Source organism: Sphingobium phenoxybenzoativorans, from assembly GCF_001757355.1.
GTDB lineage: Bacteria > Pseudomonadota > Alphaproteobacteria > Sphingomonadales > Sphingomonadaceae > Sphingobium > Sphingobium phenoxybenzoativorans.
In genome coordinates this window covers 1-20,082 of sequence record NZ_MINO01000065.1, presented here as the reverse complement: position 1 = coordinate 20,082, position 20,082 = coordinate 1, and the positions used below count along the sequence as shown (strand labels likewise).

Sequence of the window (20,082 nt, the reverse complement as noted above, 5' to 3'; positions counted from 1 at the left end):
CTTCATGGGCGCATCGCCGACAATCAGCGCACCATCGGCAAAGCGTGCCTTGCCCTCGATATAGCTCACACCGTCATAGGCGGGCAGCAGATCGACATATTTTTTTTGGCGCAGCGTCGTGACAAGATCGTCCTTCGACGCCGCCAATACGGACCAGTCATCCATCTGGACAGCGCCCCCAAGGCCGGGAAAGCGCGCGGCGGCAAGCCCACCATGCACCGCTTCGGCGGCGCGGATCAGCGTCTTGGAAGGAACGCAGCCAACATTGACACAGGTGCCGCCAATCGTGCCGTGACCGACGAGCGCCACTTTCGCGCCCAGATCGGCAGCGGCGATCGCGGCGGAGAACCCGGCAGAACCCGCGCCGATGACGGCCACGTCAAATCCTTCCTGCCCGGGGCGGTTGCAACAGTCGTTCATTGCTTATCGCTTTCTTGAGGCGCTGGCGGCGCCCCGCTCAGTTTTGAATAGCGCGCGCCGGATAACCCGCGTTGGTTGATGCAGCGGCAATCGCAGCAGCATTGGTGCGGCGCGGGTTATAGGTTGCGCGCGCGGTCTTGGCTGCGAAATCGACCGTGACCGCCGTTACCCCGGCGACGCCTTCCATCGCCTTCTTCACGGTGATCGGGCAGGTGGCGCAGGTCATGTTCTCTATGGCAAAGGTGGTTTGCTTCTGAGCGGTTGCGGTAGCCGCGGGGCGATCTTGCGCCGTGCCACTAACTGCATAGGCGACCCCGCCGCCAGCCATAGCCAGCACGGCCATAGCGATACATACTGTCTTTTTCATGGGTATTTCCTTTCAATAGAACCAGGGTGCCCACCAGTCGATGGTGAGCGCCAGGATGGCGACGGCAAGGCCCAGCCACAGCACCGCCTTGGTGGTCCAAGCCGATTGTGGACGAGCGCAGTAGGAACCGTCTTCACAGGGCGGTTTCGGCTTGAAATAGACATGCCAGAAGCCGTAGCCGAGCAGCGCGAGCGTTACGCCTGCGACATAGGGCTTGTAAGGTTCGAGCGCCGTCAGGTTGGCGATCCACGCGCCGGAAATTCCGAGCATAACCAACAGTAGCGGGACGACGCAGCAAGCCGAGGCGAGCCCCGCGCCGATCAATGCGCCCGCCGCAACCCAGTTTGCCTGCTTCGGCTCGTGGTTTTCGGTGAGGGCTGGCTGTCCCGCTTCCGGCGTTGAGACCATGGCTTGAATCCCTTGTTCCAACTGAGTGATTCGCAGTGTAGGCTCTGTAGCCACTACAGACTCAAGAGGTATTTTCATGGAGCAACAGGTCGGCATCTTGCGTGCCCAGCTTGCCCGGAAAACAGGCTGCAATCTCGAAACCATCCGCTATTACGAGAAGGTGGGATTGCTGCCGGGGCCGCCTCGCAGTTCCAACGGCTACCGCGTCTATTCGCCGGAACTGGTGCAAAGGTTGCAGTTCATCCTGCGCGCGCGCGACCTTGGCTATGCAATGGATGAGATACGGTCATTGTTGTCGCTCACCGATACCGGTGCACAAACCTGCGCGGAGGTTATGGCGAGAACCGAACTCCACCTTGAAGATGTCCGCCGCCGCATTGCAGATTTGCAGAAGATAGAGGTGACGCTGGCGACCACGTTAGCCAGATGCACTGGAGATGACGTTGCCGAATGTCCCATCCTGGAAGCACTCCAGTTTTTACCCCATCAAGGCAATTGACGCCATCTTTGAGGAATTTGATTTTGTGATGTCAGCTTGGAGTATAGCCTAACCGGACGTCAGGGCGCTACCGCGGTTTCTGTCAGATTAGGGTACTAAACGGAATTTGTTGACGAATGTCGTTGCGTATCATAGATTTCAACCTGACATTTTGATGGAGAGAGTGCGCAGTGAAGGGGCAACGGATCGGCTATGTCCGGGTCAGCACGTTCGATCAGAATGTGGATCGCCAATTGGAAGGTCAGTCGCTCGATCGGACCTTCACCGACAAGGCATCGGGCAAGGACGTCAACCGCCCCCAGCTTGAGGCTCTGCTCACTTTCGCCCGCGAAGGCGATACCGTCGTCGTCCACAGCATGGATCGGTTGGCCCGCAATCTGGATGACCTGCGCAAGCTGGTCCAGGGCCTCACCAAGCGAGGTATCCGGATCGAGTTTGAGAAGGAAAGCCTGTCCTTCTCGGGGGAGGACTCCCCGATGGCCAATCTGATGCTCTCGGTCATGGGTGCGTTTGCTGAGTTCGAGCGCGCCCTGATCCGCGAACGGCAACGCGAAGGCATTGCGATCGCTCGGCAGCGCGGCGCCTATCGGGGGCGGAAACGGTCGCTCTCGGATGAGATGATTGCCGATCTGCACCGCCGCGTTGCCGCCGGTGAACGCAAGGCGACCATCGCGCGCGACATGGGCATCAGCCGCGAAACCCTCTACCAGTACCTTCGCGCCGCTGCCTGACACCAATGTTCACATTATGTCCGGAAAATCGTTGTTCAGCGTACAAAGCTTGAGGTGACGCCTAATTGCCGGCAAGGTCAATGCTGACGTTCTGACTGGCCTTATTATTCGGACATCGTTACCCGACCTCACAGCACACTACTGCAGCAACCCCGGTTCGACTGCGCAATCATCTTGGGAGGGCAAGTTCGCCTTGCACGGGCAGATTCGGTGTGGAGCTGATGCCCGGCACTAGACGCAGAGCATCGCCGATCAAGGTATAGACGGCGTGGCGCTGGCCGCCACGGTTCCGATGGTCGACGCGATAGCCCTGATAATGTCGGCGGAGCAGGCCTGCATTCACCAGTTCGGAAACGGCGCGACTGAGATTACTCTTGCCGGCTGTGCGAATGCGTGCCCGCATTTCCTCCGCGATCACGCCGCGCCTTTTCTCCAGATCGCCGGGGAGCAGTCCGTTTCTAGCGAGGTCGCTCTCGACCCGCTCGGCCAGCGTAATGCTGCGCGGACCACGCTGGGCCATCGGGGTCAATGCGTCGCATAGCCAATCGCGCAGGGAAACGAGCCCATCGTTCCGCCTGACCCAGGGACCGGCGCTTCCATCTGGCCCCGCCACCTGGGCGATCAGGTTGAGCAGCATGAAGGCATAACGGGGCCGGCTCGATACGGTCGCCAGCGTCTCGAGCACGGCCGCGACATCACAGCCAATGGAGGGTTCAAGAGGCTTGCCTGCATGAAACATAACATGATGGAATCAAGCACAAAGCAGGATCAATGTGAATCCCAAATCGGCGGCCGCAGACGGGTTGTCAGCTATGACACTTTGCCGGCGGATAAAGTGTCATAGGCGATCCATTCTAATCGTAGATTGTTGCGAATCGTTCTCAACTCATCCTGATAATCATGGCGCTCGCCGCTTAGGTCTGGACGAGCCGTCTCCTCGCGGACGAGCTTCCGTCGCCTATGGCGAACAGGATAAAAGACTGCGGCCGCCTTGATGATCTCACGCGCTTTGCGGCGGACTGTCAGCGTGCTGAAACCCTTGGCGATTTACATGGCACGATCGATGCCGCCGTGCGCGATCTTGGCTTCCGCTGGTTCACGCTGCTTCACAATATCGACCTTCGGCGCGGAGGCGAGCAAAGCCTGTTCCTCACAACCTATCCATCGGCCTGGCTCGAGGAAGTTCTCGAAGAACGCCATTATCTCGAAGATCCGTTCCATGCGGCCTGCGCTCGCACCCCGTCAGGGCTCGCCTGGGACCGGATCGGCGACGTGCTGGAGCTCACGCCGCGCCAGCGAAGCATCCTCGACCGCGCCAGGGACCATGACCTTGCGTCCGGCTACAGTTTGCCAATCCGGACCCCGGGGGAACCCGAGGCGATCTTTACCGCCGCCCGATCGCGCGACGAGCCGCTCAGCGCAGAGGAGGTTCTGACCGCCCGTCTGCTCGGCTCGGTCGCTTATGATCGGGCGCGCGAGCTGCTTGGCGAAAGGGCAGGGCCATTGGCCTGCGTCCCTCTCAGCCCTCGCCAGGTCGAATGCATCGCGCTCGTCGCGCAAGGCAAAAGCGACTGGGAGATCGGCCAGATCCTCGGCCTCAGCCGCGACACCGTGCACGAATATGTTGAATCGGCCCGCAGGCGTTATGGCGTGCGACGACGCACGCAGCTGGTGCTGCGCGCGGTTCGCGATGGTCATCTCAACATGGAAGCGCTGCTCTGATCTCGCCGGCCATATGATGATCGGGCTTGGGCAAGTTCAGGATTTCTGCGCTGTCGCTGGCGCGATCAAGGACGCTACGGCCTTGTCTGACCTGATGGCCGAAATCACGAAGGCCATGGGCTTTCGGCACTATGCCCTGGTCCATCATGTCGACCTGAAGCCTGCGGTTCGCTCGGTCCACATCGTCGACTATCCGCAAGACTGGGTGGAGCGCTTCCAGGCGAGACGCCTCTATGCGAGCGACCCGATCCACCGCGCCAGCCATCGCACCAATGTGGGCTTTGCCTGGTCGGCGGTTCAGTCGATCATCTCTCTGACGGCCGCCGATCGCTCGATCCTGGCAGAAGCCTACGAGGCCTCACCTCAAGATTTGTTCGCCAGACAACGCTAAGCTGGAAATACTGAGAACATCCTAGGCGACGAGCCGAAGTCTGCCGTTCGGACATTGGCAATCCCAACATTACTGGCGAGCCGCCCGAAGGACAGACCTACACTCGCGGCACGCCGAACGTCTGGGCCTCACCAGCGGTCGATGAACAGCTCGGGCTGATCTACCTGCCGACGGGCAACAGCACGCCGGACTTCTGGGGTGGCGAGCGGACTGCGATCGAGGACGCGCGTTCGTCCTCCGTCGTTGCTCTCGATCTCAAGACGGGTCGTGAACGGTGGGCCTTCCAGACCACGCATCATGATCTTTGGGACTATGACGTCCCCGCTCAGCCTACGCTTTACGATATTCCGAACGGAAAGGGCGGCACCACGCCTGCGCTGATCCAGGTCACCAAGCGCGGCCAGATCTTCGTCCTCGATCGGCGTACCGGCCGACCGGTAGCGCCGGTCGAGGAGCGTCGCGTGCCCAAGGGTTCGATCCCCGGCGAGCGCTATTCGCCGACCCAGCCTTATTCGACTGGCATGCCTGTCATTGGTGCTGATCCTCTGAGCGAGCGCCGGATGTGGGGCGTGAGCATGTTCGACCAGCTCTGGTGTCGCGTTGCTTTCCGCAAGCTGCGCTATGAAGGTGACATGACACCGCCGTCGCTCGAAGGCACGCTGCAGTGGCCGGGCTTCTACGGCGGCATGAATTGGGGGTCGGCCAGCGTCAATCGCACCAACGACTATCTGATCGTGAATGACATCCGCCTTGCGCAAATCCTGCGTCTTGTTCCCAGAGCGGAAACCGACCGCATCCTGGGTGAGCCGAAGGTCGAAGGTGGTGCGGGACACGACGGGATCAACCCGCAAGCCGGTGCGCCCTACGGTGCGCTTCTCACCGGGTTTATGTCGCCGCTTGGCGTGCCGTGTCAGAATCCTCCGTTCGGGACCATGACCGCGATCGATCTCAAGACGCGCGCGATCGTCTGGCAAAAGCCCTTGGGCACGACCCAGGACACAGGTCCGCTTGGCATCAAGACGCATCTGCGTATCCCGATCGGAACGCCGACGCTGTCGGGCGCACTGACCACCGGATCGGGCCTGATCTTCTACACCGGGACCACCGACTATTACCTGCGGGCGATCGACGTGCGCACCGGCAAGGAGCTGCTGGCGAAGCGGATGCCCGTTGGTGGACAGGCAACGCCGATGACCTTCGTCTCTCCAAAGACGAAGAAGCAATATGTCGTTGTGACGGCGGGCGGCGCGCGGCAATCGCTTGACCGCGGTGACCTTGTCATCGCCTACAAGCTGCCGGACTGAGGCACTTGAAGGTCTGCGGCGGCAAAAGCCATTGCCGCCGCAGACCTAACATATTGATTTATTTAACATAATTCTTATTATCGAACCGGTTGAGGGTCAACGGCTGGGGATGGTGAAACCTGCCGGGATCTCCAAGGCTGGTGGCCCAACGCAGGCTTCCAGCGCGGTGGCTGAGCCAGCAGAAAAATACGCCGCGTGTTGCTTGTTTGTTTCAGAAAGGGAGAGCCTATTTCCGGATCGCCTGACTGACACCACAATATCTCAGGCAGCACGCATCTGATCGCAAATATCAGTAAACTCACCGATTTTGGGCTAGACGTCGTCTATCCGTCCGTCGAGCCTGAATTCATGCAGGGCACGCGCGACATCGGCCGCTTGGCGACTATCGGCGCCTTCGAGCAGAGTTCAAAACTGGCGACAACGCTCGACCAACTTTCAAACCTCGTGGACGCAATTGTCAGGGACTTTGGTTTCCGCTGGTTTGCCCTCCTGCATAATGTCGATCTGGTACAACGCAGCAAGAATGCGCTGATGCTGACGACATATCCTGTCAAATGGCTCGACGAAGTGATCGAGACCAGGCTCTACCTCGATGATCCGGTCCACGCTGCCGTGGGCAAAACGCCGTCCGGGCTGAACTGGAACCAGATCGGGGAATTCATCGATCCCAGCACCCGCCAGATTGCTACATTGGCAAAGGGGCGCGATCACGGGCTGCGCCAGGGCTTCACTATGCCGATCCGCATGGCTGATGAGCCCGACGCGCTTTTCTCTGTTGCACGCGCAAACGATGACGAAATTTCGGGAGAGGATGCTCTTGCCGCCCGCTTGATCGGCACGATCGCTTTTGATCGCGGTCGCGCGATCCTCGGAGAGGAGCGTCTGAGCTATGAACCGGTGCCGCTCAGCCCCCGACAGATCGACTGCATCGCGCTCGTCGGACAGGGTAAAAGCGATTGGGAGGCAGCCCAGATACTCGGGCTCAGCCGCGACACTGTGCATGAATATGTCGAGGGCGCACGGCGGCGCTATGGTGTGCGGCGGCGGACCCAGCTTGTGCTGCGCGCGGTGCGAGACGGGCATCTCAATATCGACGCAATGCTGTAACCAGTAGCGTCGCAACCCGAACACTACCCCCTCGTCATCACCGAGAAGCCGCGAGCGATGCTCGACTGATCGAGCAGTAACTGTCCTCTATCATCGCGTCCCCCACATCTGAATGATTACGCCGACGAAGGCCCCTCACCCTCGTCGGAATGCTCAATTCTGCTGTCGATAAAGTCAGGTCCAACTGGGCATGCGTCGTGCGCGGCCTTGTGGCTTTCCTACAGTCCGTCGGATGAACCAGAGCCAGGTGCCACCTCGTTCCCCCTAAGTGGGGGGATTGCGTCAAACGGCGCTAAACGGCTCAAAAGTAGCGCGACTTTCATTCAAATAAGCCGCTGTCCTTGCCCTGCACTGACAGCGGCATGGAGGCAAGCATGCTGCATAGGCGTCACGCCATCATCGCATCCGCCATGGCACTGTGCATGCCCGCAACACCAGCGCAGGCCAATGATCTGGGCTGCCAGGTGTTGCTTTGCCTCTCAAACCCCGGCGGGGCGACGCAATATGGTGCTTGCGTCCCGCCAATGGTGAAGCTCTGGGAACGACTTGCCCTGGGCGGTTCATTCCCCGGCTGCTCTGGCGGGGGCGTTGCCAAGACCAAGGTCTATGATCGCAACTCGGCGACGCGACGCCGCGTGGTCATGACCTTCGCCGACGGCCGCCAGACGACCTACTCGCTCGCCAATATAGAGCGCTTGCCCCAAGCCGCCATCGAACCGGGAACGACGCCCCGATGATGCTCGAGCTTGCAGCCGTGGTCGCGCTCGCGCGGCAATGCGCGCCCACGGTCGCGGCAGAAACTCTCGTCTCGCTGGTTTACACCGAAAGTCATTTCGATCCCTATGCCATCGGCGTGAACGCCAAGGGCGTCGCGGCGCCGAAGGTGTCCGATCGCGCGTCGGCCATCGCGTCCGCCCGGTCGCTGATCGCGCGCGGCTACAATATCGATCTCGGCCTTGGCCAGATCAACAGCGCGAATCTCAAGCCGTTGAACCTGTCGATCGAGGACGCTTTCGAACCGTGCCGAAACCTCGCCGCATCGGCACGCGTGCTCGCCGAGAATTACACCAGTGTGGCGAAGTCCAGCCGCTCCACCGAGGATGCGATCGCCACGGCCATGTCCATGTATAATACCGGCAACCGCTGGAAGGGTTTTGCCAATGGCTATGTCGGCAAGGTCTACGCCTCGTCGAGCAGCATCATACCGCAAATCCGGCAACGTGCAGGCATTGCCATGGCAGACGCGCCGATAGCGAAAGCGGCACAGAGCCCGGCTCCTACCCCCTCGCCAGTAGCGGATCCACCCGATCAAAGCTGGAACACCTCGGCCGTCGCGCAAACTGCGACGCTGATGGTGTTCGGCTCGTCTCAAACCGCCCCATTGAAAGGACAGCCCGAATGATCGCCACACCGCCCTTGCCTGCTGCTGCGCACTCCGCGTCTGCGCGATCATTCTCCCAGTATTTCACGCTGCTTTTAGCGGCGGTTCTCGTCTCGCTTGTGCTGACAGACCCGGCCTATGCGCAGGCCGCCGACGGCATCACCTCCATGGCGGACAACATCAAGACCTGGCTGACCGGCACGTTTGCGAAGACGATCGCGGTGATCGCGGTGGTCATCGTGGGCTTCATGTTCTTCACTGGCCGCGCCAGCCTCGGTCTTCTCGTCACCGTCATCGTCGGCATCTTCATCGTGTTCAGCGCGCAGTGGATCGTCGACACCATCACCGGCGGTGCGTGAGGCCATCATGGTCAACGACGACAAGCTGCGTGAAGAAACGCTCTTCCTGGCAGTGACGCGGCCGACGATGTGGATGGGCGTTCCGATCGAAGCGTCGCTGCCTATCGCACTCGCATCCTGCCTGACCCTCATCATAAGCGGCAATCCGCTCTACGCTTTGGCACTCGCAGGCGCGTTTCTTGCGATCGCCCGCCTGATCGTCCGCCACGACGCCAATGCCTTCCGGCTGCTGTGGCTTTGGACGATGACGAAGGCGCGATGCCGCAACCGCGGTTGGTGGGGTGGCAGTTCCTACTCTCCCCTCCCCACTCAGGGCGCACGCCGAAAGGGCTTTCTGCATGGCTAGTCGTGCCTTCTCGCGCGATGCGGCGCGTACTCCGTGGCGCATCCTCAAGAACGAGGCGGATCCTGCGCGCTATCTGCCTTATGCGCGGCACGTCGATGCGCAGGTGATCGCGCTCGACGGGCGCGACCTGATGATGATGTTCAGGCTGGACGGCATCGCGTTCGAGACAGCCGATCCCGCTCAGCTGAACGACTGGCATGAGAAGCTCAACGGGACGTTGCGCAACATCGCCGACGATCGTCTCGCGATCTGGACGCATATCGTGCGCCGCCCGGTCACCGACTATCCCGAGGGCGAGTTTCGCTCTACGTTCGCCGCCGATCTCGATGCCAAATATCGCGCGCGGGTCACCGCTAAGCGCATGTTCGTCAACGAGCTCTATCTGACGCTGGTGATGCGCCCGTCCGTTGGCTCGGCCGACCGCACAGGGGTCTTGCTGCGTCGCCTGTCCAGTGCCCGCAAAGAGGGAACCGAGGTCGACGAGGACGAGCTCGTTCGTTTCGAGGACAAGGCGCGCGATATAGAGAAGCTGCTCGCGCGTTGCAGGCCACAGCGACTGGGTTTGTACGAACATCGCGGCCTCATGTTCTCGCAGCCGCTCGAGGTGCTGGAACTCGTCATGATGGGGCGCGCGACGCGCGTCCCGCTTGTTCGTGGTCATCTGGGATCGGCGATCTACGGCGAAAGGGTGATCTTCGGCCGCGAGACGGTCGAGGTTCGCGCCCATGCCGATAGCCGCTTCGTCGGCCTGTTCGGTATCCGCGAATATCCGGCCATGACGCGACCGGGGCAGGTCAACGCGCTTCTCTCGCAGGATTTCGCGTTCGTCGTCACCCAGTCCTTCGCGTTCATGGGCAAGGCGCGTGCGTCCGAGCGACTGCGCAGGCGCCAGAACCAGATGGCATCGACCGAAGATGCGGCAGCGAGCCAGGCGCTCGAGCTCGCCGATGCCGCCGATGATCTGCAGAGCAATCGGTTCGTGCTGGGCGAGCATCACTTCTCGCTCGCCGTGTTCAGCGAAGACCAGAAGCGGCTCGCCGAAAATCTCTCGACGGCGCGCGCCGCGCTGGCCGATGCCGGCCTGGTTTCAGCACGCGAGGGACCAGCGCTGGAGGCCGCCTTCTGGTCGCAGTTGCCGGGAAATTTTGCCTGGCGCGCCCGACCTGCCGCCATCACGTCGCGCAACTTCGCCGCCCTGTCACCCTTCCACACCTTCCCTGCCGGTCGGGCCGATGGCAATCATTGGGGCGCTGCGATCGCACTGATGAAGACCGCAGCCCAGTCGCCCTATTATTTCAATTTCCACGTCAACGATCTCGGCCACACGCTGATCATCGGCCCGTCGGGTGGCGGTAAGACCGTGGTGCAGAATTTCCTGATGGCGCAGCTCGAGAAGACCGGCGCCCAGCAGATCTTTATCGACAAGGACCGGGGCGCGGAAATCTATGTACGCGCATCGGGCGGCACCTATCTTGCCCTGCGCAATGGCGTGCCGACCGGCTTCGCGCCCCTGCGTGCGCTCGATCAGTCACCGGGCAACATCACGTTCCTTGGTCGACTGATACGCCAACTGGTCACGCCCGTTGGTGGCCAGCTCGGTGTCATGCAGGAGCGCATGATCGACGATGGCATCCTATCGATCGGCCGATTGCCCCCCGAAGAGCGATCGATCCTCGCCTTGCGGCAATTGCTGGGGCAGCGCGATCCCGAGGGCATCGGCGCGCGTCTCGAGAAATGGGCGCGCGGCGGCGCGTTGGGCTGGGTGTTCGACAATAACGCAGACGAACTGACGCTCGAAGCGCGGTTCATCGGCTTCGACATGACTGATTTCCTCGACAATGCCGAGATCCGCACGCCGCTCATGATGTATATGTTCCACCGCATCGACGCGCTGCTCGACGGCCGCAGACTGGTGATCGACATCGACGAATTCTGGAAAGCGCTCGGCGATGAAGCCTTCCGCGCGTTCGCGCAGGATGGTCTGAAAACCTACCGTAAGCAGAACGCCTTTCTGGTGTTCGGCACGCAAAGCCCGGCCGACGCGCTGCGCTCCGACATTTCCCACAGCATCATGGAACAGGTCGCGACCAAGATCCTGCTGCCCAACCCCTATGGCCGGGAGTCCGACTATATCGATGGCCTCGGCCTCACCCGCGCCGAGTTCAAGCTGATCCGCAGCGATCTGATCCCCGAGAGCCGGCGCTTCCTCATCAAACAAGGCCATGACTCGATCGTCGTCGAGCTTGATCTCGCCGGTCTTGGTGACGAGCTTGCGGTGCTCTCCGGCACCACGGCGACGGTTGGAATTCTTGACGCAGTGCGCCGCGAACATGGTGACGATCCGGCGCGTTGGTTGCCCATTTTTCACGAGCAGCGGGCGACCGCGAACAGAAGGAAAGGATAGAAAGATGAGAGCTTTTTCGATCCTCGCGATTGGCGGTTTGCTGGCGCTGAGCACCCCGGCCAGCGCTCAGGGCATCCCCGTCTACGATTCCAACACCTTCCTCCAGACCCTTTCGACCGTGAAGAACACGCTCGCGATGATCGAGCAGGGCAAGGCGCAGATCGCGCAGGCGACCGATATGTTCGACAGCGTCAACAAGCTGACCAACGTCAACAAGATTGCCAGTTCGCTCAGCACCGACGCTGTCCGGCATCTTCTGCCGAGCGAGGCTCGCGACATTCAGCGATTGATGTCGTCGGATATGAGCGGCTTGGGCAGTCTTGCCAGCTCGGCCAACCGCATCCGTTCGGCCAACCGGGTCGATCTCCCCGATTTACGGCCGGATGCGACCGCTTACGAGCGCTCCGGCCGTGACACCATTTTGCGCAATGGGGATCTGGCATCGCGGGATGCGGCTATTGCCGAGGCAGCCTATGGTGTGACCGCTCAGCGTACGGCCGGTCTGGAGGAGCTGCGCACTTCGCTCGATTCAGCGTCCGACGCCAAGGATGTGATGGATATCCAGGCCCGCGTCGGTGTCGAGAATGCGCATATCCAGAATGATTCCGTCCAGCTTCAAGCGCTAGCGATGCGACAGCGAGCCGAACAAGACATTCGGTCGCAACAGGAAAGCGAAAGAATTCTGGCGTCAAAGCTCGGGAGCCTCAAGCCATGAAGCCCCTTGCATCCGTCTTGGTAGTCTTGTCGCTGCCTATGCTGCTCCTCGCGTGCCAGCAGCCTCCAAGGGGAAAGGAATATTTGAAGTCGCATCCTGAAGAACTCGCCGAAGTGCTGAAAAGTTGCGCAGATGGGACCCATCCCGACCCTCAGGAGTGCTCGAACGCTCAAAGCGTGAGAACCTTGGACTTGAAGCTACGTTCGCTATCGCCTCGTCCAGGAAAATCGGACGTTCGGTAATGGAGGACGGTCTCTTCACGACGCTCTATGTTAGCATCGACGGCAAGCTCGATCTGTTCCTCAACGAGCGCCTGACCAACGTCATCGAGGTCGTGCGCGGCCCGCTGGCGCTCGGGCTAGTCATCTATATCGCCCTGTTCGGCTACATGGTCATGCGCGGGATCGTGAGCGAGCCATGGGGCGAACTCTTCTACCGAATGGTGAAGCTCTGCCTGCTATACCTCGCGGCCACGACCGTGGCGTATTCGGAATGGATTACAAACCCCCTCTTCCACGGGATGCCCGACGCTATTTCGCAAGCCCTCGCGGGGCGTACAGTGACCAGTGTCGGAAACGTCTTTGATGATTATTATGGTCAGGCTGATGCGATCATTGCGCGGATTGAGACCGAAGCCGCGACATACAGTGACATTAATCCATATAAACTTGTACTCTATACCCTAAGTCTAGGCCTGAAGGCTTTGGCCGGTCTATCGGCTGCGATTGGGTTTTCCATCACCGTATTCGCCAAGGTTGCGCTTGCGATCATCGTTGCGCTTGGGCCGATATTTATCGCCCTATCTCTATTCGAAACAACACGCCGCTTCTTCCATGGATGGCTGGGGCAGGCTTTTAACTACATCGTTCTGATGGCAGTGATCATCGCAATTACGGCGCTGATTACCGATCTCGGCGCACTCGCCATAACCTCCTCAGAAGGTGTGGCCGATGCGGCACTCGGCGCAATCATGTTCGCCGTCTATATCTTCCTCGGCACGATCTTCTTTTTCCAGGCGCCGTCGATCGCGACCGGCATAGCCGGCGGCGCGGCCGCAGGTGTCGGCGCATTCGCGGGTTCGGCGTGGAGCACCATGGCCGCGCCCTTCCAGCAGCGCCGAATCTCCCGAAACAGCCGCAATCTCGAACGTGCCGCGCAACGCGGCGGCACGGTGAGCCGCGCATGATGATCATGAGGAATACGCCAATGTCCAAACCGCTGACGACACGCATCCTCCAGGGCGTCGCGCTCCTCGCCGCTGTCGCACCGATGGCCACACATGGCGCGTCGGGACCCAAGAAGCTGCCAATCTGCAACGGCAGGCATCTACGCGACGCCAATGTCTACGGCAGCGTGCTGCCCGGCTCGCCTGTCCCAGCGGTCGTCGCGCCCCCTGCCCCGCCCCCGGTGCCGCAGGTCAAACCGCCGGCCGGTGGATCGCCGCCACCGCCGGTCCCAGCCTCCGCGCCGCCGCCCGACAAGATTTCGTCGCGAGATCAGACCACCACTTATGGGAGCTGTTGATCATGCGGCGTCAAAGCGAGGGCGTGCCAGCAAGCGACGCCGAACTCTATTTCGGCCATGCACGCTCATGGGACCAGGATCGTCAGCGCAAGTCGCTGCGCTCGGAACGGATCGCCTGGGGCGTCGCCGTCCTCGCATTGCTGGCATGCACGGCCGAGGCACTGGCGCTGGCAGGCCTCGCGCCGCTCAAGACGGTCATGCCCTATATCATCCGGGTCAACCAGACGACGGGCGCGGTCGATGTGCAGACGGCCCTCACCCAGCAGCCGATGCGCTACGACGAAGCCGTCACTAAATTCTTCCTCGCACAATATGTCCGGGCACGCGAGAGCTGGCTGCCGGCGGCGGCCGAAGAGAATTTCCGGGCGGTGGCGATCCTGTCCGAGCCGGGTGAACAGCAGCGCTGGGGCCGGTTTTTCAACGACGACAACCCGTCGAGTCCGCAGGTGACATGGGGCAAGGGAGCGACGGTCCAGGCCCGTGTTCGCAACATCAGCTTCATCAACGACCGCGTCGCCAATGTCCGGTTCACCCGCACGGTCCAGACCGACACGAACATCCAGAACAGCGACTGGATCGCGACCATCACCTTTCGCTACACCAATGCCCCGATGGCGGAGGGCGATCGCTATCGCAATCCGCTCGGCTTCCAGGTCGAGAATTATCGAGCCGATCCGGAGGTGGTCCGGTGAAGCGGCTCCTGACCCTTGCAGCAATGTGCCTCCTCGGTGCCCAGCCCGCTCTGGCCGAGGACACACCTCGCGGCGGACCGGCCGACCCGCGGGTCAAATTCGTCGATTATCAGGAGACGCAGGTCTACCGGATTGTCGGCACCTTCCGCACGGCGACCCAGATCGTGCTCGGCGACGGCGAGACGATCGAGCATGTGGCCCTTGGCGACACCGTGTCATGGGAAGTGGCCGTTGCCGGACATATCCTCTTTCTCAAGCCGCGCGAGCGCGCTGGCCCCACCAACCTCATCGTCACCACCAACCACGGCGGAGAACTGCGCAACTATGCGTTCGAGCTGACCACCCGGCGCGGCGCGATCAGCAGCGCAAGTTCGGATGCCTTCTTCCAGGTGCGCTTCCGCTATCCCCGCGATGAGGCGGAACGCGCAGCCCGGATGCAAGCCGCGCAGGAAGCCCAGCGCGTCGCTGCGATGCAGGCAAGCGCAGTGCGCGGCGCACTCGACCACGGCGTCATCGAAGGTCCGCGCAATCTCAACTACAAGGTCCAGGGCTCAAGCGCGCTGCAGCCCTCCGAGATCTCGGACAACGGCAAGTTCACGGTGCTCCGCTTCCCGGGCAATCATGAAATTCCCGCCATCTACATGGTGCGCCCGGATGGGTCGGAAACGCTCGTCCCGTTCGACGTCCGCGATGAATTCGTGGTCGTTCACCTCGTGGCGACCCAGCTCCGGCTGCGGCGCAATCGCGAGGTGCTGTGCATCTATAACCAGGCGCCGACACCCTATGGTCTCGACGCCGGCACCAACACGGCATCGTCGCATGTCGACCGCACCGTACAGGACCCGAAGGAGTGAGCGCGATGGACGAAACCGCGTCGGACGATCGCCGCCCGATCACTGGAGATCCTACGCCCGAGCGCGACGAGATCCTGCGCGACCGGGGTATCGATCCCATCGGCGGCATGACGCCGGCGAAGCGCAACACCGCGCTAATCTTCGCCGGCACCGCGATGGTGCTCGGTATCTTGTGGGTCAATTCAGGCCCGAGCGGGAAACCGGCGGCCAACCTGATGGCGAAGCCCGAAGCCACCGCCAAGCGCACGGACCTGTCGGCACGCGAAACTGTCGCCTATGACGCGGTCGCGGCGCGACCCAAGCCTCTTGGCGCCCCGCAGTCCGATCCCAATGCGCCGGTCCTCAACCCCGGGCCGGATGGCCAGGTGGTCGGATCCGACGGGCAGATCGTGCCGGCGATGCAGCCTGGCGCTACGCCTGCGCCTTCGGCGCAGAACAATCGTCAGAACATCGCCGAACAGGCCCGGCGCTCGACACTGATTGCCTATGGCGGGCGATCCCAGGGGCTCGCGACGTCGGCACCGGACGGTACTGGCAGTGGCAGGCCGGGTTCTCTTATGGCGCCCGGGGAGGATGTCGACGGCCAGCCACAGCGCGGCGCGCCCAATGCACTGGATGCGCTTCGGCAAAGTTCGCCAATCGGCGAGGCACGCGCCTCGATGCTGCCTAATCGCAACTATCTCGTCACCGCCGGCACCTTGATCCCGTGCGTTCTTCAGACAGCGATGAATTCCGCCCAGCCCGGCTACACATCGTGCCTTATCCCGCGCGATGTCTATTCCGAGAATGGGCGCGTCGTCCTCATGGAAAAGGGCACCAAGGTCGTCGGCGAATATCATGGCGGGATCCAGCAAGGTCAGAACCGCCTGTTCGTGCTGTGGACCCGCGCGGTCACACCGCAAGGGGTGCGCATCGACCTCGCATCGCCAGGTTCGGACGCATTGGGCCGGGCCGGGATCGCAGGCTCGGTCGATACCTTCTTCTGGGCACGGTTCGGCAGCGCGCTCCTGCTCTCGCTGGTCGACGATGGCGCCTATATCGCCGGCCAGGCGGTCGCCAATGGCAACAATAATTTCAACAACACCACGCGGGCGCCGAGCGAAGGCGCGAGCATCGCCCTTCAGAACAGCATCAACATCCGACCCGTGCTCAAGAAGAACCAGGGCGAGGAAGTCGGCATCTTCGTCGCCAAGGATTTCAATTTCGCGGACGTCTACAATCTCGAGCTGCGGCGCGAGAAATGAGCGACACGGCGGTCCTCCGGCATTTTCTCAATCCGATCATGCCGCTGCTGGAGCCTGCCGAGGTGACCGAGCTCGTCATCAACCGGCCGGGTGAGGTCGGCATCGAGGATCATCGCGGCTGGCATTGGCATGATGTCGCCGAACTCGACAGCGAGTGGCTGGCGACGCTGGCTGTCGCGGCGGCCAGCTTCACGCGCCAGGACATCAATGCCGAGACGCCGATCTGCTCGACGATCCTGCCCGGCGGCGAACGCTGCCAGATCGTGATCCCCTCGGTCACTCCAACGGGATCGCCCTCCTTCACCATCCGCAAGCCATCGCGGGTGAACCTTGCAGTCGACCAGCTTGCCCAGGCCGGCCTGTTCGCCGGCACGCGCGCCGCAGCGCGGGGTCTGACCGACGTCGACGCGAAGATGGTCGCGATGCGGGACGCCGGCGACTGGCCGGCTTTCTTCAGAACCGCGGTGGCGGCGCGCAAGAATATCCTGGTGAGCGGCGCGACCGGATCGGGGAAGACCACCTTTGCCAAGGCGCTGATCCAGCTCATCCCGCGCGACGAGCGTCTGCTGACGATCGAGGACACACGCGAGCTTGTCGTCGACCACCGCAATGTCGTCCACATGGTCTATTCGAGCGAGCGACAGGGGCTGGCCAAGGTCGGACCCAAGCAGCTTCTCGAGAGCGCATTGCGCATGCGCCCCGATCGCATCCTGCTGCAGGAACTGCGTGACGGCACCGCCTTCTTCTACCTGCGCAATGTCAACTCAGGTCACCCAGGTTCGATCACGACGGTCCACGCTGGGTCCGCGATGGGCGCGTTCGAGCAGCTGACCCTGCTCGTCAAGGAATCCGAAGGCGGCCGCGATCTGGCGCGCGACGACATTCGCGGGCTGCTGCGCATGCTGGTCGATGTCGTCGTCCAGACCCGCAAGCGAGACGGAAAATTCGAAGTCGAGGAGGTGCATTTTGACCCGGCTGTCGCAAGCCAGTCCTCTCACTAAGGTCGCGCTTGTCGGCGGCGCTCTGTTGGGAGCGGCGCTCGCATGCGCGCTTTGCGCGATATTGGTGGCGCTGATCGGGCTGAAGCAGATCGGACCGAACATGCAGGTGACGGCACTGCCGTCGTGGCTGTGGTATTATCGCGCCGACCCGCTTCTCCATCTTTGGCTGCAGCGCGGCGCGATGGTGAGCGGTGCGATCGCCTTCATCATCCTGCTCGTCATTCTCAAGCGCGGTCGATCCCTGCACGGTGAGGCGCGCTTTGCGCGCGAAAGCGAGATCAGGCGCGAGCAGCTCCGCGCAAAGTCGGGCATCATCGTCGGCCAGAAAGGCGGTCGCTATCTGGTGTTCGGCGGGACCGAGCATGTCCTGCTCGAAGCCCCGACCCGGGCCGGCAAGGGTGTCGGTGTCGTCATTCCCAATCTGCTCAGCTGGGCAGACTCCGTGGTCGTGCTCGATGTGAAGCGCGAGAATTGGGAGATCACCGCCGGCTTTCGGGCGCGGCACGGTCAGACGGTCCACCTGTTCGATCCTCTCGACCCCGAAGGCCGCACCGCGCGCTACAATCCGCTGAGCTATATTGATCGGCTCGACGACATAGACGTCGTCAACGAACTCCAGAAGATCGGCGGGATGCTGTTCCCGTCGCCTGAGAAGGCGGATCCGTTCTGGGCCGAGGCAGCGCGCGCCGCCTTTGTCGGCGTCGGGGCGCTTGTCGCCGCCAATCCTGCCTTGCCCTTCACGATCGGCGAGATCTACCGCCGCATGACGACTGGCGACCCGAAGGTCGAATTGCCCAAGGTGGTCGAAGAGGCGCAGCAGCGCGGGCAGCGGCTGAGCCAGGCCTGTGTGTCGGCCCTGAGCGATTTCACCTCCGCGTCCGACAATACTTTTTCCGGGATCAAGCAGACGATCACGTCCAAACTGAACCTGTGGCTCAACCCGTTCGTCGATGCCGCGACCTCGGAGACCGATTTTGATCTGCGGCAGGTTCGCCGGGAGCGCATGTCGATCTATCTTGGGGTGTCGCCGGACAATATCGACCGCATCGCGCCGGTCTATAATCTCTTCCTCCAGCAGCTGATCGACCTCAACACGCGAGAGTTGCCGGCGACGGGCGGGAACGTGCCAGTGCTGGTCTTGCTCGATGAGTTCGCCCGGCTCGGCAAGGCCCCCGTCATAGCGTCGGCTTTCTCCTATGTGGCAGGCTATGGCCTGCGCCTGCTGCCCGTGATCCAGAGCCGTTCGCAGCCACGCGCGCTCTACGGCCCAGACGTCACCGATGAGATCATCGCAAACTGCGGCCTTGAAGTGGTCTTCACGCCAAAGGAGCTGAAGGTCGCCAATGAACTGTCCGAGCGGCTCGGTTTTTTCACGATGAACGTGAAATCGAAGAGCCGCACGATCCACGGGATGCTCGCCAATCGCAGCATTTCGGAGAGCGACCAGCGCCGCGCGCTGATGATGCCGCAGGAACTGATGCAGATGCCCAAGGGCGATCTGCTGCTTCTGCGGGGCGGCATTCCGCCAGTCCGCGGCCGCAAGATCGAATTTTTCCGGTCGCGCCGGTTCACCGATCGGATTTGCGACCCGCCAAAGGTTGCGCCCCGCCTCGTTCGCCTGCCGACGCCCAAACCCGTGGCGGCGGCGATCATCGGCGCGGGCTCGGATGTGCTCGCCCAAGCGATCGAAGCCAAGCGCGCCGCTCTGCACCCATCTGCCCCGCCTGCTGAAAAGGAGCCTGTCGTGACCAGAATGTTGAGCGCCGACGAACTGTCGGGCACGGTCGAGATAACCGACGACATGCTCGTGCTTGGCGAATTGGAGGAATTGCCGGCGCCGGGCGACGAAGAAGCCGCGCTGGCCTTCGTCATGGCGATGGCGGCGCGCGCGGCGGTCGAACCCGAGGAGGATCAGGAGATGGCGGATACATTAGCAGACGGCAGGCAGCATCATGGCCGCTGAGAGCAAGGCGAGCGCGCCGCGGCGCCGAACAAACGGCATCGCGATCGACGACAAGACGGTGAGCAAGGCGGTCGGCACCAAAGATCGGTCGGACCCTGTCGAACCCGAGATTGCGATTGCCCCGACACCTCCCGTCAAGGCGGATGCCAGGCAGGCGCCTACGGCCCCGTCGGTCGTAGCGGGCGATCTGCCCGAGGCAGTGCGCAAACGCTATTATGCCGACAAGGCGAAATGGTCGGGCGATCCGGCCTATTTCACCTCGGCCGACGCGAAGGATCCCGCGTTTCGCGATCAGGGACGGCGGCTGCTGACGGCCAATGAGAGCCAGGAAGTCGTCAAGGACATGGTGGCGATCGCGCAGCATCGTGGATGGGACCGCATCCATATCACCGGATCCGAGACCTTTCGTCGGGCGGCCTGGCTCGAGGCTTCGCGAAACGGCCTCGAAGTCCGGGGCTATAAGCCCAATGAGCGCGACCTGCAGGAGCTTGATCGCGTGCGCGGCGAGGCGAGCAAGAACAGCATCGCGCCGATAACGTCGCGGGATGCCGCCGAGAGCAGAGACCCCGCGCCGGCCCGCCGGTCGTCGACGCAGGGTCAGGCGGATCGCGCGCCGCCGCGCGGATCGGACCGGAGCCTGCCGAACGATC

Annotated in this window: 25 protein-coding genes; 21 read left to right on the top strand and 4 right to left on the bottom strand. The window is 62.2% G+C overall.

Annotation, left to right across the window (positions count from 1 at the left end; all coding sequences use genetic code 11):
* The 3 genes from BHQ40_RS20035 to BHQ40_RS20025 form a co-directional block, all read right to left on the bottom strand.
* A partial coding sequence (locus BHQ40_RS20035; RefSeq protein WP_290438442.1) for an FAD-dependent oxidoreductase occupies positions 1–378 on the bottom strand: 378 nt, incomplete at its 3' end.
* A gap of 79 nt (positions 379–457) precedes the next feature.
* Positions 458–787, bottom strand: coding sequence for a heavy-metal-associated domain-containing protein (locus BHQ40_RS25370; RefSeq protein ID WP_004213249.1), 330 nt, complete (start codon positions 785–787; stop codon positions 458–460).
* Between the two features lie 12 nt (positions 788–799).
* The gene (locus BHQ40_RS20025) at positions 800–1,195 is read right to left on the bottom strand and encodes a mercuric transporter MerT family protein (RefSeq protein ID WP_014072602.1); all 396 of its coding nucleotides are present in this window, start codon (positions 1,193–1,195) and stop codon (positions 800–802) included.
* Positions 1,196–1,271: 76 nt separating this feature from the next.
* On the opposite strand from BHQ40_RS20025, the gene BHQ40_RS20020 reads away from it, so the two are divergent.
* Positions 1,272–1,694 (top strand): MerR family transcriptional regulator, encoded by a 423-nt coding sequence (locus BHQ40_RS20020; protein WP_014072603.1) that lies wholly within the window; start codon positions 1,272–1,274, stop codon positions 1,692–1,694.
* A 170-nt stretch (positions 1,695–1,864) separates the two neighbouring features.
* The gene (locus tag BHQ40_RS20015; protein ID WP_004213255.1) at positions 1,865–2,425 is read left to right on the top strand and encodes a recombinase family protein; all 561 of its coding nucleotides are present in this window, start codon (positions 1,865–1,867) and stop codon (positions 2,423–2,425) included.
* A gap of 169 nt (positions 2,426–2,594) precedes the next feature.
* On the opposite strand, the gene BHQ40_RS20010 is transcribed toward BHQ40_RS20015, so the two are convergent.
* Positions 2,595–3,164, bottom strand: coding sequence for a hypothetical protein (locus BHQ40_RS20010; protein WP_004212754.1), 570 nt, complete (start codon positions 3,162–3,164; stop codon positions 2,595–2,597).
* 221 nt (positions 3,165–3,385) lie between these two features.
* Here BHQ40_RS20010 and BHQ40_RS20005 point away from each other — a divergent pair, with 221 nt between their 5' ends.
* The 19 genes from BHQ40_RS20005 to BHQ40_RS19920 form a co-directional block, all read left to right on the top strand.
* Positions 3,386–4,147 carry a helix-turn-helix transcriptional regulator gene (locus BHQ40_RS20005; protein ID WP_070157583.1) on the top strand — a complete coding sequence of 254 codons (762 nt, stop codon included), beginning with the start codon at positions 3,386–3,388 and terminating at the stop codon, positions 4,145–4,147.
* Complete coding sequence (locus tag BHQ40_RS20000) at positions 4,116–4,538, top strand: autoinducer binding domain-containing protein (RefSeq protein ID WP_253183422.1); 423 nt, start codon at positions 4,116–4,118, stop codon at positions 4,536–4,538. The genes BHQ40_RS20005 and BHQ40_RS20000 overlap by 32 nt, the downstream gene beginning before the upstream one ends.
* A 53-nt stretch (positions 4,539–4,591) precedes the next feature.
* Positions 4,592–5,842, top strand: a complete 1,251-nt coding sequence (locus BHQ40_RS19995; RefSeq protein ID WP_099231907.1) for a PQQ-binding-like beta-propeller repeat protein — start codon at positions 4,592–4,594, stop codon at positions 5,840–5,842.
* Positions 5,843–6,190: 348 nt separating this feature from the next.
* A complete protein-coding gene (locus BHQ40_RS19990) occupies positions 6,191–6,949 on the top strand; it encodes a helix-turn-helix transcriptional regulator (RefSeq protein WP_004212758.1) in 759 nt (252 codons plus the stop codon).
* 374 nt (positions 6,950–7,323) lie between these two features.
* Positions 7,324–7,686, top strand: a complete 363-nt coding sequence (locus BHQ40_RS19985; protein ID WP_004212759.1) for an ABC transporter permease — start codon at positions 7,324–7,326, stop codon at positions 7,684–7,686.
* Positions 7,683–8,351 (top strand): lytic transglycosylase domain-containing protein, encoded by a 669-nt coding sequence (locus BHQ40_RS19980; protein ID WP_004212760.1) that lies wholly within the window; start codon positions 7,683–7,685, stop codon positions 8,349–8,351. The genes BHQ40_RS19985 and BHQ40_RS19980 overlap by 4 nt, the downstream gene beginning before the upstream one ends.
* Positions 8,348–8,689, top strand: coding sequence for a TrbC/VirB2 family protein (locus BHQ40_RS19975; protein WP_004212761.1), 342 nt, complete (start codon positions 8,348–8,350; stop codon positions 8,687–8,689). Before BHQ40_RS19980 ends, BHQ40_RS19975 begins: the two co-directional genes overlap by 4 nt.
* A 7-nt stretch (positions 8,690–8,696) precedes the next feature.
* Complete coding sequence (locus BHQ40_RS19970) at positions 8,697–9,035, top strand: VirB3 family type IV secretion system protein (RefSeq protein WP_004212763.1); 339 nt, start codon at positions 8,697–8,699, stop codon at positions 9,033–9,035.
* Positions 9,028–11,439, top strand: coding sequence for a VirB4 family type IV secretion/conjugal transfer ATPase (locus BHQ40_RS19965; protein WP_037512064.1), 2,412 nt, complete (start codon positions 9,028–9,030; stop codon positions 11,437–11,439). Before BHQ40_RS19970 ends, BHQ40_RS19965 begins: the two co-directional genes overlap by 8 nt.
* A gap of 4 nt (positions 11,440–11,443) precedes the next feature.
* The gene (locus tag BHQ40_RS19960) at positions 11,444–12,154 is read left to right on the top strand and encodes a TrbJ/VirB5 family protein (protein ID WP_004212766.1); all 711 of its coding nucleotides are present in this window, start codon (positions 11,444–11,446) and stop codon (positions 12,152–12,154) included.
* Positions 12,151–12,396, top strand: coding sequence for an EexN family lipoprotein (locus BHQ40_RS25360; RefSeq protein ID WP_080604529.1), 246 nt, complete (start codon positions 12,151–12,153; stop codon positions 12,394–12,396). Before BHQ40_RS19960 ends, BHQ40_RS25360 begins: the two co-directional genes overlap by 4 nt.
* Complete coding sequence (locus BHQ40_RS19955) at positions 12,396–13,340, top strand: TrbL/VirB6 family protein (RefSeq protein WP_004212767.1); 945 nt, start codon at positions 12,396–12,398, stop codon at positions 13,338–13,340. The genes BHQ40_RS25360 and BHQ40_RS19955 overlap by 1 nt, the downstream gene beginning before the upstream one ends.
* 20 nt (positions 13,341–13,360) lie before the next feature.
* Positions 13,361–13,678 (top strand): hypothetical protein, encoded by a 318-nt coding sequence (locus tag BHQ40_RS19950; RefSeq protein ID WP_004212769.1) that lies wholly within the window; start codon positions 13,361–13,363, stop codon positions 13,676–13,678.
* A 2-nt stretch (positions 13,679–13,680) separates the two neighbouring features.
* Positions 13,681–14,370, top strand: a complete 690-nt coding sequence (locus tag BHQ40_RS19945) for a VirB8 family type IV secretion system protein (protein ID WP_004212771.1) — start codon at positions 13,681–13,683, stop codon at positions 14,368–14,370.
* A 23-nt stretch (positions 14,371–14,393) separates the two neighbouring features.
* The gene (gene virB9, locus BHQ40_RS19940) at positions 14,394–15,224 is read left to right on the top strand and encodes a P-type conjugative transfer protein VirB9 (protein WP_037512078.1); all 831 of its coding nucleotides are present in this window, start codon (positions 14,394–14,396) and stop codon (positions 15,222–15,224) included.
* A 5-nt stretch (positions 15,225–15,229) separates the two neighbouring features.
* Positions 15,230–16,468: a type IV secretion system protein VirB10 gene (virB10, locus tag BHQ40_RS19935; RefSeq protein WP_037512079.1), complete on the top strand. Its 1,239-nt coding sequence runs from the start codon at positions 15,230–15,232 to the stop codon at positions 16,466–16,468.
* Entirely contained in the window at positions 16,465–17,469 is a 1,005-nt protein-coding gene (gene virB11 / locus BHQ40_RS19930) for a P-type DNA transfer ATPase VirB11 (RefSeq protein ID WP_004212776.1), read from the top strand. The genes virB10 and virB11 overlap by 4 nt, the downstream gene beginning before the upstream one ends.
* Positions 17,435–19,432, top strand: coding sequence for a type IV secretory system conjugative DNA transfer family protein (locus tag BHQ40_RS19925; RefSeq protein ID WP_070157582.1), 1,998 nt, complete (start codon positions 17,435–17,437; stop codon positions 19,430–19,432). The genes virB11 and BHQ40_RS19925 overlap by 35 nt, the downstream gene beginning before the upstream one ends.
* Positions 19,422–20,082, top strand: a 661-nt coding sequence (locus BHQ40_RS19920) for an LPD7 domain-containing protein (RefSeq protein ID WP_070157581.1), incomplete at its 3' end; no start/stop codon positions are given. The genes BHQ40_RS19925 and BHQ40_RS19920, both read left to right, overlap by 11 nt.